17 protein-coding genes are annotated in these 16,497 nt (G+C 41.0%); 12 read left to right on the top strand and 5 right to left on the bottom strand.

The window, feature by feature from the left end:
* Positions 1 to 2 precede the first annotated feature (2 nt).
* The 4 genes from QZ488_RS04980 to QZ488_RS04965 form a co-directional block, all read right to left on the bottom strand.
* Positions 3 to 851 carry an FAD/NAD(P)-binding protein gene (locus tag QZ488_RS04980; RefSeq protein ID WP_293746701.1) on the bottom strand — a complete coding sequence of 283 codons (849 nt, stop codon included), beginning with the start codon at positions 849 to 851 and terminating at the stop codon, positions 3 to 5.
* The gene (locus QZ488_RS04975) at positions 839 to 1,915 is read right to left on the bottom strand and encodes a 4Fe-4S dicluster domain-containing protein (RefSeq protein WP_293746700.1); all 1,077 of its coding nucleotides are present in this window, start codon (positions 1,913 to 1,915) and stop codon (positions 839 to 841) included. The genes QZ488_RS04980 and QZ488_RS04975 overlap by 13 nt, the downstream gene beginning before the upstream one ends.
* Positions 1,908 to 4,013, bottom strand: a complete 2,106-nt coding sequence (gene fdhF / locus QZ488_RS04970; protein ID WP_293746699.1) for a formate dehydrogenase subunit alpha — start codon at positions 4,011 to 4,013, stop codon at positions 1,908 to 1,910. Before fdhF ends, QZ488_RS04975 begins: the two co-directional genes overlap by 8 nt.
* Positions 4,014 to 4,124: 111 nt before the next feature.
* Positions 4,125 to 4,940: a formate/nitrite transporter family protein gene (locus QZ488_RS04965; RefSeq protein ID WP_293746698.1), complete on the bottom strand. Its 816-nt coding sequence runs from the start codon at positions 4,938 to 4,940 to the stop codon at positions 4,125 to 4,127.
* A gap of 246 nt (positions 4,941 to 5,186) precedes the next feature.
* On the opposite strand from QZ488_RS04965, the gene atpD reads away from it, so the two are divergent.
* Genes atpD through QZ488_RS04905 form a run of 12 tightly spaced genes read left to right on the top strand, consistent with a single transcriptional unit; the run spans position 5,187 to position 15,118 of the window.
* Entirely contained in the window at positions 5,187 to 6,602 is a 1,416-nt protein-coding gene (gene atpD / locus QZ488_RS04960) for a F0F1 ATP synthase subunit beta (protein ID WP_293746697.1), read from the top strand.
* Positions 6,603 to 6,998, top strand: coding sequence for a F0F1 ATP synthase subunit epsilon (locus QZ488_RS04955; protein WP_293746696.1), 396 nt, complete (start codon positions 6,603 to 6,605; stop codon positions 6,996 to 6,998). It abuts the gene before it with no gap.
* Positions 6,995 to 7,363, top strand: coding sequence for an AtpZ/AtpI family protein (locus QZ488_RS04950; RefSeq protein WP_293746695.1), 369 nt, complete (start codon positions 6,995 to 6,997; stop codon positions 7,361 to 7,363). The genes QZ488_RS04955 and QZ488_RS04950 overlap by 4 nt, the downstream gene beginning before the upstream one ends.
* The gene (locus QZ488_RS04945; protein WP_293746694.1) at positions 7,356 to 7,691 is read left to right on the top strand and encodes an ATP synthase subunit I; all 336 of its coding nucleotides are present in this window, start codon (positions 7,356 to 7,358) and stop codon (positions 7,689 to 7,691) included. The genes QZ488_RS04950 and QZ488_RS04945 overlap by 8 nt, the downstream gene beginning before the upstream one ends.
* A complete protein-coding gene (locus QZ488_RS04940) occupies positions 7,681 to 8,403 on the top strand; it encodes a F0F1 ATP synthase subunit A (protein ID WP_293746693.1) in 723 nt (240 codons plus the stop codon). Before QZ488_RS04945 ends, QZ488_RS04940 begins: the two co-directional genes overlap by 11 nt.
* Before the next feature lie 2 nt (positions 8,404 to 8,405).
* Entirely contained in the window at positions 8,406 to 8,684 is a 279-nt protein-coding gene (locus QZ488_RS04935) for a F0F1 ATP synthase subunit C (RefSeq protein ID WP_293746692.1), read from the top strand.
* A 3-nt stretch (positions 8,685 to 8,687) separates the two neighbouring features.
* Positions 8,688 to 9,524: a hypothetical protein gene (locus QZ488_RS04930; protein ID WP_293746691.1), complete on the top strand. Its 837-nt coding sequence runs from the start codon at positions 8,688 to 8,690 to the stop codon at positions 9,522 to 9,524.
* Positions 9,521 to 11,143 (top strand): alternate F1F0 ATPase, F1 subunit alpha, encoded by a 1,623-nt coding sequence (locus QZ488_RS04925; protein ID WP_293746690.1) that lies wholly within the window; start codon positions 9,521 to 9,523, stop codon positions 11,141 to 11,143. Before QZ488_RS04930 ends, QZ488_RS04925 begins: the two co-directional genes overlap by 4 nt.
* Positions 11,140 to 12,036: a F0F1 ATP synthase subunit gamma gene (locus QZ488_RS04920; RefSeq protein ID WP_293746689.1), complete on the top strand. Its 897-nt coding sequence runs from the start codon at positions 11,140 to 11,142 to the stop codon at positions 12,034 to 12,036. The genes QZ488_RS04925 and QZ488_RS04920 overlap by 4 nt, the downstream gene beginning before the upstream one ends.
* A 30-nt stretch (positions 12,037 to 12,066) precedes the next feature.
* Positions 12,067 to 13,038, top strand: a complete 972-nt coding sequence (locus tag QZ488_RS04915) for an HlyD family efflux transporter periplasmic adaptor subunit (protein ID WP_293746688.1) — start codon at positions 12,067 to 12,069, stop codon at positions 13,036 to 13,038.
* A complete protein-coding gene (locus QZ488_RS04910; RefSeq protein ID WP_293746687.1) occupies positions 13,035 to 13,973 on the top strand; it encodes an ABC transporter ATP-binding protein in 939 nt (312 codons plus the stop codon). The genes QZ488_RS04915 and QZ488_RS04910 overlap by 4 nt, the downstream gene beginning before the upstream one ends.
* On the top strand, positions 13,970 to 15,118 hold the full coding sequence (locus QZ488_RS04905; protein WP_293746686.1) for an ABC transporter permease: 1,149 nt from the start codon (positions 13,970 to 13,972) through the stop codon (positions 15,116 to 15,118). Before QZ488_RS04910 ends, QZ488_RS04905 begins: the two co-directional genes overlap by 4 nt.
* Before the next feature lie 47 nt (positions 15,119 to 15,165).
* On the opposite strand, the gene QZ488_RS04900 is transcribed toward QZ488_RS04905, so the two are convergent.
* Entirely contained in the window at positions 15,166 to 16,203 is a 1,038-nt protein-coding gene (locus tag QZ488_RS04900; protein ID WP_293746685.1) for a mechanosensitive ion channel domain-containing protein, read from the bottom strand.
* Positions 16,204 to 16,497 lie beyond the last annotated feature (294 nt).

Genomic DNA, 16,497 nt, shown 5'->3' with positions numbered 1-16,497 from the left:
ATTTAGCAATACTGAAAAGCACCTTGGTGTTGCTGAGTCGACACCATTTTATTGTTAAGTGATAGATAGTCATCGTAGCGATATGCTGGTCCTTGTTTGCATGCATAACTATTTGCCACATAACAATGGCCGCATAACCCTACCCCGCAACGCATTCGGCGTTCAACTGACATCCAAACATCTGAGCTTTGTAAACCTGAGTCTATACATGTTTTTGCAACAGCCTTCATCATTACTTCGGGGCCACAAGTCAGCACAATACTTGGAAGGCCGCCATATTCCTTTATTGTTTGCAACAAATGTTGGGTTGGCAAACCAGAATGGGCATTATCAGCGCCCTCTTCTAGAGTTTCACATAGTGTTATCTTAGTCTGCCAGCGGGCTCTTTCTTTTGTCAGCACCTGTGATCCTAAGTCACGGGCACCGTACAACAACGTAACTGACTCGCCACGGTTATTATTGATCAAATAATCAATGGTAGTGGCTACTGGTGCTAAGCCGCAGCCGCCCGCTACAATTAATACTTTTTTATCTTCAAATTGCTCAACCGGCCAACCGTTACCAAGGGGACCGTTGTATCCCAATACATCTCCCTCTTTTAAGGAAAATAGGTTCTCAGTTAAGCGGCCTACTTTTCTAATGAGCGCATTAAATCGCCCATTTTCATCAGGCAAAGAAGTATAAGTAAAAGGAGCGAGACCCGCGCCAGGTAAAGTTAACATAAAAAATTGACCGATACCTATAGGTTTGTCGTGGACAAATCCCTTTGGTTCAAAGGTAAAATGCTTGGCATTTGTTCCATCATCATAAATATTCACTATGCGGATGGTTTGAGGCGTTAGCTGCAACATTCTTGGTTTATCCTTTTCATGACGGAATGAACACCAATGGTGCCGGGACAGGTTTGTTCGCAACGGCCACAGCCCACACAGCCATATCGTTGAAACTCAGTAAGATATTCGTCGGAAAATTTGTGAAACCAAAATCGTTCCACTCTTTGGGCTGCTTGTTGAGCTGGATTATGACCGCTGGCTTCTCGTTGAAACCCCTCAAACAGGCAAGAATCCCAGACTCTTAAGGTTTCTGTTTTTACTGCTTTGGTTTCAGAGATTACATTGTCGGGCTGTTTCTCGGCAATTTCATAGGTACTGTAACAAGAACAGGTTGGGCACAGATTAGTACACCCCGAACAACTTAAACAGCGTACACTCATTTCTTCCCAGAGATGCTGAGGAACGGCGTTATCGTTTAAATATTCTATGGCGTTGTTAATGTAGCTATAATCTGCAAACTCAGAACGCATTTTGTCTAACAGCCTGTTGCGTAGAATAAAATGCGCTTTATGGGCTTTATCAAGTGGTAAACCTTTAATACTGTTTTGACCTTTTTCAGTCTCAGCGATCACTAGCCATTCAGCCAGTTGATTTGACCCATTTACTGTTAATCGACTGACCACCAAATCCGCTGTGTTGTCATTCACATGTGGGCCTGCTTTAACTTCTGCACAAAACCCATTGGTACACGGAGACTCACAGTCGATCCCAACCAACAAAATATTTTCACGCCTTTTTTGATAATAAGGGTCTTGCTTAAAAAACTTGTCTTGGTAGGCAATAGCCGTTAAATCACAGGCTTGAACGCCAAATAGTACTTTTGGCACAACTTGCGGTGTAATGGATTCAAAGGTTTCACCATCAAACTTGTAAAGTGCTTCTTTTTCAGCAAATAAGAAGCCTTTAGGTGAAGTTGAAGGTAAGTGTTTATGACCAAATAACCCCACGGTATCTGGGTCTGATTGATCGGTCCACCGTTCCTCTCCATTGGCATCTTTTTCGATCTGTACCATCGAATAAAACTTAGCGAGATGTTGTTTTAAAATGTCTAAGTCTTTAAGTAAATAACTATGATTAAGCATATTGTTCCCCAATCCCTACATCACTTAATTCAGAGGAACGTGGTGGTTGATTTTCAGGTAATGGGACTAGTTTGACTGCACATACCTTAAGTTCCGGCATTTCCGTACCAGGATCCATTGCATTGTTAGTCAAAAGGTTAGAAGGCGCTTCTTTAAAATGATAAGGCATGCTTAATAAACCTGGGCTAACTTGGTCACTTATCTCAACCCTAGTTTCGACACAACCACGCCTTGATGATACTGCCACTCCTTGGTGGTTTTTTAAGCCTAAATCCAATGCATCTTGTGGATGCATAAATAATAGTCCATCGGGAGTTTCTCTTTCTAATAAGGGAGATTTGCGCGTCATAGAGCCACAACCATAATGGAAATGTAATCGCTGAGTGGTAAACCAAAATGGGTATTCTGAGTCTGGCACCTCATCTGTAGGAGCATGATCGACCGGTATAAGTTTGCCTTTGCCTATGGGAAACGTTTTTGCATGTAAACAACGACTGCCATTTGGATGTTCTTCATTACAGGGCCATTGCAAACCATTATTTTGTTGTAAACCAGCATATGATATGCCACTAAAAGAATGAGTGAGTTGAGTCATTTCGTGAAAAACCTCTTCACTGTCTTTCCAATCCATTAATTCAGGCACCCCCATTTCCTTCGCTAATTCCTTCAGAATTTGCCAATCTATTTTAGCTTCACCAGGAGGATTAACCGCTTTATTGATTAATTGAACCCTGCGTTCGCAGTTCGTAAAAGTGCCTTGCTTTTCTGCAAAACTGGCTGCGGGGAGCACAATGTCTGCCATCTTGGCTGTTTCTGTCATAGACAATTCAATCACCACCAATAAGTCCATTACCTTAAAGCTTTCGGCCACTTTATTTCGGTCTGGATCGGTTACTACCGGATCTTCACCAAAAATGAGTAATCCTTTAAAATGGCCATCTTTTGCTTGATGACTCATGCCCAGCGATGTGAGACCTGGGAAATTGGCTACTTCGGTACCCCATGCTTGAGTAAACTTTTCTCTGACTTTCTGGTCCATAGCACTTTGATAATCAGGATATACGTTAGGCAGACATCCCATATCACATGCCCCTTGCACGTTGTTTTGTCCACGCAGTGGGTTAATGCCCGTTCCTTCACGACCAATTTGCCCGCATATTAGTGCTAGGTTTGATACGGCTATAACATTGTTTGTTCCGCTAACGAATTGAGTGATGCCCATTCCGTAAGCGAGAAAACTGGCATTCGCTTGGCTATATAATTTTGCGGCTTTTACTAAATCTTCGCCTTTGACACCGGTGATCTTTGCTACTTTATCCAAGGTGTATTCGGCTACATGGGCTTTGAGTTCTGAAAAACCTTCACAGCGTTGATTGATAAAGTCCTCATTTTGCCAATTGTGGTTAAAAATGATATTCAGCAGGCCATTTAGTAGTGCGATATTGGTACCAATATTTAGTTGCAGATGTAAATCAGCAACTTTGGCCAAGCGGGTTTGCCGAGGGTCAACCACAATAAGTGTGGCGCCACTAAGCTTGGCTTGCATGATTTGCCCACCAATAATCGCATGATTTTCAGTAGGATCAGCACCAATCACAAATATCACATCCGCTTTACCTACATCATCAATACTGTTTGTCATTGCTCCTGAGCCTAATGTCTTTTTTAGGCCCGCCACTGAAGGGCTGTGACAAATACGCGCACAGTGATCGATGTTGTTAGTTTTTAACACTGCTCTGGCAAATTTTTGTGCGGCATAGTTGTCTTCGTTGGTCGCTCTAGCGCTGCTTATAACACCAACACTCTGTGGACCACTTTCGCTGATGAATTTTTTAAGACTTTTAGCGATATGGCTAAGGGCTTGTTGCCAACTAACCTCCCTAAATTTCCCATCAATTTTCATCAAAGGATGTGTTAATCGACCATGACGACTTATGCCAAAAGCTGTATTCCAACCTTTAGCACACAACTTTCCTTGGCTAATTGGATGTTTGTTCAGGGGGTGTACCGAAATGATGTTGTTGTCAGTCGCTACTAGACCAATGCCACAACCCACCCCGCAGAAAGGACAAATGCTGTTAACCAGATTTTGCACCATAAATATTCAGCCAATCTATTAAACAATTAATCTTCATTAAAATATCTATGGATAAAAATATTTTGATACGTATCAACCTTATGCTGCTTTTTTGTAAAAATGTTTAGTCGCTTAGTTTTTTCGCTGATAAATAACGTGGTATACCAAACCCACAAAAACAGCTCCGCCAATAAGATTGCCGATGATGACGAACAAAAGATTACGCATGAAATCCCAAAAAGTAATAAGACTTCCTACAGTTTCTAAGATAGAAAAATGCTGAATAAACAACGCCATGGGATAAAAATACATATTTGCTACGCTGTGCTCAAATCCTGCGGCGACAAATCCAGTAATGGGAAAAATAACCGCAATTACTTTGTCAGTTACGGTTTTACCGGCGATCGTCATCCAAACTGCCAAACATACTAAAACGTTACATAATATCCCTCGAAAAATCATTGCCGTATTTGATAAATCAGTTTTGGCGGCAGCGATATGCAAATACTGTTCGGCTATTGCTCCATTATTCATTAATGGGTGGCCTGATAAAAAAACAAGGGTTGCCATGCCCGCGGCTCCGATTAAATTTGCAGTGCAAACTATCGTCCAATTTCTTAATAGCTCATATAACGAAATTTTGTTATCCGCCCAAGCCATCACAATTAAATTATTGCCGGTAAATAATTCTGCACCCGCCACAATAACTAGAATTAACCCCAGACAGAAAGCCAAACCGCCTAATAATTGTGAGTGGGCAAAACTTAATGTGGCATCTGACTTAACCAATACAAATAACATTGCCCCTAAGCCAATAAAAGCACCAGCCAACAGGCCTAACATCAATTGAGACAATAAAGGCATAGCTGCTTTTTTTACACCTATGGTATCAACCAGTGTTGCTATTTGAGCCGGTGAATAAGCATTAGAACCAAATATTTCACTCATAATTCGTGCCTTTTATTTAGTTAATTGTTGAGTCACAAAAATATAATTTTAAAGAGTTTTAGTCGATAAATATTCATGTTCACCAAAAGCTGGACTTATCACCCACAAAACTACTAGAGCCATTCAACAAGCTATTTTTAAATCACCTATAAGCATTATACAAATAACAAAATAATAGTTGATCAAGGTCAAATACATGACCTGTCTATCCATCATAATGTAAGCACGAAAATAGAGAGTTAATCGATGAATAACAATAACGGATATTGTAATGGTTCAGTGTTATCCGTCAGAGGCAGCGTGGTGGATGTTAAGTTTGCCAAGGATTTGCCGCATATCCACGGAATACTGTATGCCAATGATAAAAATATTGTTTTAGAAGTCATGGCACAACTGAGTGCAGATACAGTTCGGGCTATAGCCCTTACTCCTACTCAAGGATTAGCTAGGGGGATGTTGGTTGAATCCTCTGAAAAGCAACTTGTTGCACCAGTTGGTAAAAACATTTTGTCTCGTATGTTCGACGTGTTTGGCAATCCAATTGATGGAGGTGCGAGGCCTGAAGGTGTCGTTTGGCGTAACGTGCACCAGCCCCCTCCTCCACTTATTGCACGTTCAACTCGTTCTGAAATTTTTACTACTGGCATAAAGATAGTCGACGTATTGGCGCCAATTGAGCGTGGCGGAAAAGCAGGTTTGTTTGGCGGTGCTGGAGTCGGTAAAACAGTTTTATTAACCGAGATGATCCACAACATGATTGGCCATCATAAGGGGGTCAGTATTTTTTGTGGTATTGGCGAACGCTGCCGAGAAGGTGAAGAGTTATACCGTGAGATGGCACAAGCAGGTGTACTAAACAATATGGTGATGCTGTTTGGGCAAATGAATGAACCACCAGGCAGCAGGTTTAGAATAGGTCATTGTGCACTGACTATGGCTGAATATTTTAGGGATGACGAACATCGCGACGTATTATTGTTAATCGACAATATCTTCCGATTTATTCAAGCGGGCTCTGAAGTATCTGGATTAATGGGCCAAATGCCTTCTAGAATGGGTTACCAACCTACCTTGGGTACAGAATTATCAGCACTTGAAGAACGTATAGCGAATACAAAGACTGGGGCTATCACCTCGATACAGGCGGTTTATGTGCCCGCTGATGACTTTACTGACCCTGCAGCCGTACATACGTTTTCTCATTTATCCGCTTCATTAGTGTTATCGCGACAACGAGCAAGTGAAGGGCTTTATCCTGCTGTTGATCCGCTGCAATCAAGTTCAAAAATGACCACGGCTAGCATAGTCGGTGAACGACATTTTGCATTAGCACATGAAATTAGACAGATCTTTGCCCAATACGATGAGCTAAAAGACATTATTGCCATGTTGGGACTCGAGCAGCTGTCCTTAAAAGACAGAGACATAGTCAAACGTGCTAGACGTTTAGAGCGTTTCTTCACCCAACCATTTTTTACCACAGAACAATTCAGCTCAGCTAAAGGAAAGTTCGTAAGCTTAGCGCAATCCTTAGATGGGTGTGAACGTATCTTAAACGGTGAATTTAACGATTATCCAGAGCAGTCTTTATACATGATTGGTTCAATCAACGAAGTTAAACAAAGTTCAGAACACCCCCAAGCAAATGCTGGAGTCTTGTGAATGATGCTAAAAATACTGCTACCGGATAAAGTTTTTGCCCAACATGACAATGTTATGCGGATCATTCTAGAAACTCCTGAAGGAGCGTTCGGTATTTTACCAAACAGACGGGACTGTTCAGCAGCTTTGGAACCAGGAATACTCACTTACACAACAGGAACGGGAAATGACCAGTATATCGCCGTCGATCAAGGCATCTTTGTGAAAAAAGGCCAAGACGTATTAGTTTCTGTTCGACAAGCAATAAAAGGCATTGGGCTTAGTCAATTACATGAAGCGGTAAAAAACGAATTCCTCTTTCTGGATGAGCAACAGCAAGAAATACGTTTTGCTTTGGAGAAGTTGGAAAGTAACTTTTTACAGCGTTTAACTGATTTTTCAACCGCGTCAAAATGAAAAAGAATCCTAACAGTCAAATAACGGATGCGGAAGCCAATGCTAAATCGGGATTAATTTTAGCCGAAAAAATCGACAGCAAAACCAAGCAGAAACTAAAAGCACAGCAACATTCTACTTCAAACGTTTGGTTTGGATTAGGCATGATGGGGTTGGTTGGCTGGTCAATTGCGTTACCGACTATATTGGGTGCCACCCTAGGCATATGGCTAGATAAACATTACAAAGTGCAACATTCGTGGACACTGGCACTGATTGTCGCGGGTCTGACAATAGGCTGTTTCACAGCATGGAGTTGGATAAGTAAAGAGGATAAAGCGATGCATGACGATAACGAACAAGACGGAGGTAAAAATAGTGATTAATGCCTTAACAGAAATGCTTAGTTCACCTTTAGAATTGAGTATCAGCCTGATGTTTGGATTTACCCTAGGGTGTGTATTCTTTTTAAGTTTGTGGTGGGTTGTCTACAGAGGACTCACTTCAAAACGCCCCGCTCTTTGGTTTGTAGGAGGTTTCTTCATCCGCATGGGCATTTGTATATTTGGCTTCTACTTGATTGCAGATGGTAATTGGCAATCGCTGGTTTCTAGCCTTTTAGGCTTTATTCTTGCCAGGCCCATTACAAAATTATTGCTTGATCTGATCCGAAAAGACGACGCAACTAAAGCGAGTATCAAAGATGCAGCTTAGTCCGGATGAAATTATCTATTGGCAAATGGGTTTTATTAAAATCAACGCAACAATCGTATTTACCTGGGGTGTAATGCTGATGTTTTTTATCAGTGCCAAAGTGCTTGAACGAGCATTAACCCGCAATAATAAACGTACTCGGTTGCAAAACGCTTTAGAAACTATTGTACTGGCTATTGAACAACAAATTAGTGCTGTGGGCCTAATCCACCCTAGACAATACCTAGGGTTTCTAGGCACATTATTTCTATTTGTTGCACTGGCTAATTTACTGACTATTTTTCCTGGTTACGAGCCACCCACTGGCTCACTTTCTACTACCTTGTCTTTAGCATTATGTGTGTTTGTTGCTGTACCTTATTACGGCATTAAACAGCGAGGATTGAAGGACTATCTGGCGTCTTACACTAAACCTAGTTTTATTATGTTGCCGTTTAACATTATTGGTGAAATATCCCGCACTTTTGCATTAGCGGTAAGACTGTTCGGAAATATTATGAGTGGCACTATGATAATCGGAATAATGTTACTTATAGCTCCCTTTGTTTTCCCCGTTGTTATGACAGCACTTGGCTTATTAACTGGCATGGTACAAGCCTACATATTTTTTATTCTGGCCAGTGTTTACATCGCCGCAGCTACAAGTGCTAACAAAACTCAATCTCAGTTACATAAAAACACCCCAGTAATTAAACCATCAGAGGAAAATTAAATATGGACAGTCTGACTATTATCGCCGTTGTATCAATCATTACAGCGGGTATCACCATTGGTTTTGGTGCTATTGGGCCAGCATTTGCTGAAGGTAGAGCTGTGGCTAACGCTTTAACTGCGTTGGCGCAACAACCCGATGCATCAGCCACCATAACGCGCACATTATTTGTAGGATTAGCCATGATTGAATCTACCGCAATTTATTGTTTTGTGGTGACTATGATCTTGTTATTTAGCAATCCATTTTGGAATTACTTCATTACACAAAGTGGTAACTAACACATGACAATAGATTGGTTCACAGTTGGTGCACAAACACTTAACTTCCTGTTATTGGTGTGGTTGTTAAAACGCTATCTGTATGGCCCTATATTGAAAGCAATTGATGACAGGGAAACACAGACTGCAAAAGTTATAAACCAAGCTGATGCGATAAAATTAGATGCGCAATTACAACGTAAAATGCTAGAAAAAAAGAACAATGAGTTTGATGCTAAACGCGACGAATTATTTACAAAAGCGAAAAATACTGCACTCAGTGAAAGTGAACAGATTATTGCAAAGGCTCATATTAATGCAGATCAGATAAGTAAGAGTCGTCTTCAAGCATTGGAGAGAGAGCTCGAACATTACCAACAAGATATTGCCTTAAAAACCTTACAAGAAGTATATGACGTGGCACGTAAAGTACTCGCTGACCTAGCCAGTGTAGAGCTGGAACAAAATATGTTTGAATGTTTTTGTAAGCGTCTACAGAACATGACTCTAGATGAAAAACACAATTTTAACAAAGCACTTGATGCAGGCAATACTGAATTGCTTATATACAGTGCGTTTGAATTAACACAAACCCAAATTGATAAAGTTGATGGCATATTGCAACAAGTATCATCAGCTAAATCTAATTCCCACTTTCACCTAAAACTAGAAGTTAAAACAACGTTGATAAGTGGCATCGAAATTCGTTCAAATGGTTGGAAAATTGCCTGGAGCACAGAAGATTACCTAAATGTATTACAAACATTTATAAGCCAACTACTAATTAAACAGCGTGAATCAATTCATAACAGAACGGCACAATTAAACACCCAAAGCCACAACGTAAAAAATTCAGCATGACAGACCAACAATCGAATGACATAAAAGCAACGTTAAGCAGCCTCTATGATTGTTTAAAACAAGGGCGGTTAAAAATTGAGCCGGCATTGAATGCACAAGAAGTGGGTACCGTTACCAGCGTATCTACTGGCATAGCATTAGTCAGCGGGCTACCTAATGTGGGTTTTGATGAACTGTTAGATTTTGGTAATGATCTTTATGGTATTGCATTTAATCTTGATGAACATGAGATAGGCGTAGTGCTGTTGGGTGAGGCTTGGCGATTAAATGTAGGTGATGAGGTTAAACGCACTGGTCGAGTGATGGACATAGCTGTTGGGCCTGAGTTGCTTGGCCGAGTTATTGACCCCCTTGGTCGACCGCTTGATGGTATTCAACCTCCAGCCTTAACCAAGAGATTACCAATTGAACGCCCTGCCCCTGCGATTATCAAGCGCTCGCCTGTAACTGAACCATTACAAACCGGAATTAAGGTTATTGATGCGCTTCTGCCTATTGGACGAGGACAACGAGAACTGATCTTAGGAGACAGACAAACAGGTAAAACAGCCATTGCCATTGATACCATCCTGAATCAAAAAGGCAAAAATGTATTATGTGTTTATTGCGCGATTGGACAAAAAGCCTCCTCTGTTGCTAAAACCTTAGCAGTGCTAAAAACAAACCAAGCACTGGCTTACACCGTTGTTATCGTCACCGAAGGTAATGATCCGCCAGGTCTTGATTACATAGCGCCTTATGCCGCTACGAGCGTAGCCGAATATTTTATGCAAGGGGGTGAAGATGTATTGATCGTGTATGACGACTTGACTCAACATGCACGATCTTATCGAGAACTGTCATTGTTACTGCGGCGACCACCTGGCAGAGAGGCCTTTCCTGGTGATATTTTTTATCTTCACTCTAGATTACTTGAACGTTCTACTCATTTGAATTCCGAAAATGGTGGAGGTTCATTAACTGCATTACCTATTATCGAGACAGAAGGTCAGAATATGTCAGCTTACATTCCAACCAACTTGATCTCGATTACCGATGGACAAATATATTTGTCGCCCACTTTATTTGATTTGGGGGTATTGCCAGCTGTAGACGTTGGCAAGTCAGTTTCACGAGTAGGAGGTAAGGCTCAAAGAGACGGCTATAGAAAGGTGGCAAGTAATCTGAAACTTGCCTATGCACAATTTGAAGAACTAGAAAACTTTGCCCGATTTGGCGCGCGCCTAGATGACAACACCCTCAGTACAATTGAGCATGGGCGGCATATTAGAGCGTATTTCAGTCAATCAGAATCAGCTCCGTTTACGGTAGCTGAACAAATAACCCTGTTGTTAGTGCTTAGTCAGCGTTTATTTGATGCCGTGCCACTGAGTGATATGCCAAAGGCGCAAGAGAGCTTGAGAGCGGCAACCAGAAATATGCCTGAAATCTTATTAACCTGCCTAGAGAATGCTCAGAACATCACTGAGGATGAGCGACAAAAGGTATTCAGTATCGCTGAACAAACCTTAGCCCCTTTTATAAAACAGGTTTGTGCCGAGGATAGAAACAGTGAGGTAGATAGAAAGTTAACTCAAGCCGAATTCGACAAGCCAAATAAAAGTACGCATAAAACATGAGTAATTCACTGGCCAAGTTACAACACAAGATAAACAGCGCCAGTGATTTACAATCGGTAGTGCGCACAATGAAAGCGATGGCAGCAGTTAATATCAGCCAATACGAAAACGCGGTCAGTTCCCTCGCAGAATATTATCAAACGGTTAAGTTAGGACTAAATGTTTGTTTTCATCAAAGTAACTCAGACAATGGTTATGCAAACTATGTCAGTCCCAATCAGAAGAACATTGGTCTGATTGTATTCGGCTCTGACCAAGGTCTAGTGGGGCAATTTAATCATTTGTTGGCCGAGTTTTTATTCAACACAATGAAAAGTCATCCTAAGCAAAAGCTTGTTTGGACTGCGGGTGAACGTATTCAACCTTTATTATCTAAAATAGATTTGAATCAGGGCAAGAGCTATCGACTTCCTAGAAGTTTAGACACAATATCCAATCTTGTGGGTGAACTAATATTAGAGATTGAATGGCAGCGTCAGAATAATGATATTGGGCAGATTTTTGTTTTTCACAATCGGCCAACGTCTAAATCGACTTATGCTCCAACTTTCCACCAGTTGCTTCCATTTGATCAACACTGGAAAGATAGACTAATGATGGCTAATTGGCCTTCTAGTAGTTTACCTGAACTAATCAATGCCAAAGAAACCACGTTTAAAGCGTTAATTAGGGAGTATCTGTTTGTATCAATTTACCAAGCATGTGCAGAGTCGTTAGCCAGCGAAAATGCTAGTCGTTTAGAAGCAATGCTCAGGGCAGAGAAAAATATAGAGGAATTATTAGATAACCTAAACCAAAGTTTTCGGCATATGCGTCAAACGGATATCGATGAAGAGCTGTTTGACTTGATCGCAGGTTACGAAGCGTTGCTTGATAAAAAACCTATAAACTGACCTTTTGACAAATAAATTGGATAACGTGTCATGAAAAACTTGCCAGACTTTAGCCAGAATAAAACTCTTTTTGTCATATTAATGTCCCTCGTTTCTATGCAAAGCTGCGTAGACAACACGCCTAATCTAGCGTTAGGCACACTAGAGCGCGACCGAATAGCGCATACAGCGACTGCCAACGAAGTGGTCATTGCTTTGCCAGTTTCACGAGGAAAACGTGTCAGTGTAGGCGATGTATTGGTGCAACTGGATAGTCGCCAACAATCAGCTTTAACAGCAAAAGCCGCTGCACATTTAGCTGAGGCACAAGCTAACTTGGCCAAATACCGTAACGGCGCTCGACCAGAAGAAGTGGCCGCCGCCAGCGCCAAATTAGAAGGAGCTAAAGCAGCTTTAACCGAGAGCGAAGCAAATTATCAACGAGCTAAAAACTTGGTGGCTCAAGGGTTAGTCAGTCAATCAAACCTTGATCAAACTATAGCCTCTAAAGATTCCAAACGTGCTGCTGCACATGCAGCAGAAGAAGAATTACTGATACTCACTAACGGCACTCGCCCTGAAGACTTGTTAATAGCAGAAGCCAACGTAGCCGTTATGCAAGCTGCGCTGGCTAGCGAAAATAAAAAGCTTAATGACTTAACTATTACCGCTACGCGTAACGGTCTGCTCGACAATCTTCCTTGGAATTTAGGTGAAAGGGTCACTCTAGGCAGCCCTGTTGCCATTGTTTTAGCGGGTGACACACCTTATGCACGTATTTATGTGCCAGAACCATACCGAGTAAAAATCATTGCAGGTGATACGTTATTAATTCATGTGGATGGAATAACAGAAACAATTACTGGTAAGGTTCGCTGGATTTCTACTGAGCCGGCTTTCACGCCATATTATGCCCTTAATCAAGAAGAACGAGCACGGTTAATGTATTTGGCTGAAGTACAATTACCCGACAGCTATGCAAATTTGCCGAATGGTGTAGCCGTGCAAGTTGAACTGCCTTGAACAGGGATTCTGCACCTGACTTGATTATTCAAGCCAAACAATTAAGCCGAAACTTTGGTGATTTAAAAGCGATAGATAAGCTTGATCTAAATATTGATAAAAACCGAATTTATGGATTCTTAGGCCCAAATGGTTGTGGCAAAACCACTGCAATTCGGATGTTAACTGGTTTATTGAAACCTACATCAGGTGAAATACGAGTGCTTGGTCTAACACTTCCACAAGACGCTGAGAAACTGCGTTTAAAAATGGGTTACATGACCCAAAAGTTTTCTCTATATGATGATTTAACAGTAAAAGAAAACCTTCAATTTATCGCTAAAATTTACGGTATTTTTGGTGCAACTCAAAATAAACGTATCAATGAGTTACTGTCCACTTACGGTCTTAACCAAAAACAACAGCAATTAGCGGGTAGCATGAGTGGCGGTCAACGCCAGCGATTAGCCTTAGCAGCTGCAACGTTACATAAACCAGAGTTATTATTTTTAGATGAACCCACTTCAGCAGTTGATCCTGAAAATCGCCGAGATTTTTGGGAACAATTATTCGACCTGTGTCAGCAAGGCACCAGCATTCTTGTTTCAACTCATTATATGGATGAAGCAGAGCGCTGCCATAAATTAGCGATTTTAGAAGACGGCATAAAACGCGCAGATGGCTCTCCAGAACAACTAATGAATAACATTGCGGCCCATGTGGTTGAAATAGAAGCTGAGGGCTTACGCCACTTAAAACAACAACTCATACAACTGCCAGAGGTTGTTACGGCTGCCCAGTTAGGTGCGAGATTAAGAGTATTGATAAAGAGCTCAGTAACTAACCCTATCGACTTTTTACAACATCACACTGAGATCGTGACGAATAAAATAAGTATTGTCCGTCCTAGTCTAGAAGATGTGTTTATTACTTGCACTGGCAGTAGACGCCAATGATAACCAGTTTATATCGGATTCAGGCGATTTGTTTTAAAGAACTCATGCAATTAAAGCGCGATAAAATGACTTTTGCTATGGTCATTATGATCCCGTTAGTGCAATTAGTGTTGTTTGGATATGCAATCAATACCAATGTACGGCACATACCAGTAGCAGTGGTTGATCACAGTCAAAGTGCACTGAGTAGAGTGTTAGTGCAAACCGTTGCGGCCACCCAAGTAGTCACTTTTAGTCATCACTTCGATGATATTAAAAGCGCTCAAGAGGCCCTTGAACAAGCACAAATACGAGCTATTTTAATTATTCCACAGGATTTAAGCCAGCGAGTTGTTCGCCACGCCAGTCTAGGTTTTGCCTTACCCGACTCAAGCGATGAACAAACGGGTCGTCCTATTGCCCAATGGTTAGTTGATGGTTCAGATACTATGGTTGCTGGAGCGATTAAGGGATTAAGAAACATGCCACTAGCTGAGTTATTAAGTAAACCAGCTAACCGCTCTACCCCAACTTTCGAAGTCACTCTATTTTACAATCCAGAACAACGATCGGCAGTCAATATAGTGCCAGGTTTAGTTGGGATAATCTTAACCATGACGATGATTATGTTTACTTCCGCCGCAATCGTGCGCGAACGTGAACACGGTAATATGGAAATGTTAATCACCACGCCAATTCGTTCGATAGAGCTTATGTTAGGAAAAATTATCCCTTACATCTTTATTGGACTATTGCAGGTCGCCATCATTTTAGGATTGGGGTATTTAGTATTTAACGTGCCTATTAATGGTGGCTTATGGGCTTTGTTTTGTATCACATTACTTTTTATAGCGGCAAGTTTGGCCTTGGGACTGGTTATATCCACCATAGCGACCAATCAATTACAATCCATGCAAATGACGATATTTGTGTTGCTGCCGTCAATTCTACTATCAGGTTTTATGTTCCCTTATGAAGGCATGCCAGAAATCGCGCAGTATATTGCCGAAGCCCTACCCGCCACACATTTTATGCGTTTGGTTCGAGGCGTTATTTTAAGGGACGTGTGTTTTACCGATATGCTGCCCGACGTGTATTGGCTTAGTGCATTCACTTTCGCAGGAATTCTACTTGCCTCTTTTCGGTTTAAGAAAACATTAGATTAATCTTGTAGAGCAAGGCTTGAAAGTGTTGTAACAGGAACATTTAAAACCTATTTAAGCTTAGTTCCTTCATTTTTTAATCGTTCTTGTTCATCATTAAGTTGAGCATTGAGCACTATTAATTCCGCTTCGATGGATCCTCGTTCATTATCACCTAAGCTGCCCTTACCTGATTCTAATTTGGCCGATAACTCATCGATAGCAGTCTGAATACTGGTAATTGATGAAGCCAAATCTGCTTTCTCAAAGGCCATCTTTTCCAAACTATTATCTTCGCTTTCTTCCTCATCAATTTGTTGCTTTGGAATGATAGGCTGTTCTTTAATTGCGCGAGTATTCATAAAACTAGGTGAAACTATTTCTATATTATCAGCGTGTAAACGATCTAGTACTGCGTTATATAACTTGGATCGAACAGACAATAAATTCGAAGTATCCTTTAAATGCCCTGCAATACGATAGGTCACTGAAAAGTCACCGAGGTTTTTTATTTGCACAAATCCTTCTGCCAATCCTGCATCTTCAGAAGCTAGGATCAATTGTTTGCTTATTTGCTGACGTGGGATGTCGTAGCCTAGCGATATCTCGATGGCCACAATAGTGCCGGTATTACGTACGACTTTTACCGGATATGTCACCATATGGATATTTGGTATGGTGACCAGATCGCTTTGTTCCGTTTGCACTTCCATATGTAATAAGTTCATTTCAGTTGCCCGGCCGGTGATGTTGTCTACGGTAATATAATCTCCAAGTTTTATATTCTTAATCACCCTTAACATGACTCCGGCCATGATGTTGCCGATAAAGGTAGTTGAAGCAAAGGCAATCGAGGCACTGAGTAATATGCCAAATAATGAGAGTAGTTGGCCTCGTAATGCATCACTTAATGGCAACACAATAATAATGGCTACAATTGCGATGATAGTTAAAACGAGCATTAGAAATTGGAATAAAAATTTTCGGTTTGACCAATACTTTTTAAGGTATCGATTGAGCAATGTTAAAGAGATAAAACAAAATACTACTGTGGCTAATAACTTAACTGTACTTCCACTGGCTAAAAGTGTGTCGAAAAGACTGCTCATATTTTACAGATACCTTATGTGTTAATCGAAATCGGTTCTACTATGACGACTGCTACCAAATAAACATTCAGTGACAACCTAAATTAAAGGACTGTTTTAACGTCAAGTTATGCACAATATTTTAATCTTTATAAGCGCCCTATTCTAGTTATTACAAAATGGCAGTGTGACGTGGTCAACCTAAAACGACCACCCCAGTTAAGCTACTTTTTGTAATTCATTGTTTTGTCTTTCAAAGTCATTAGGGCTTTGGTAATCCAAATACGAATGAAGTCTATGGCTGTTGTACCACAT

Source organism: uncultured Paraglaciecola sp., assembly GCF_913020055.1.
Lineage (GTDB): Bacteria > Pseudomonadota > Gammaproteobacteria > Enterobacterales > Alteromonadaceae > Paraglaciecola.
Note: the sequence above shows the minus strand (reverse complement) of the source record. Positions and strands in the feature narration are given on the sequence as shown.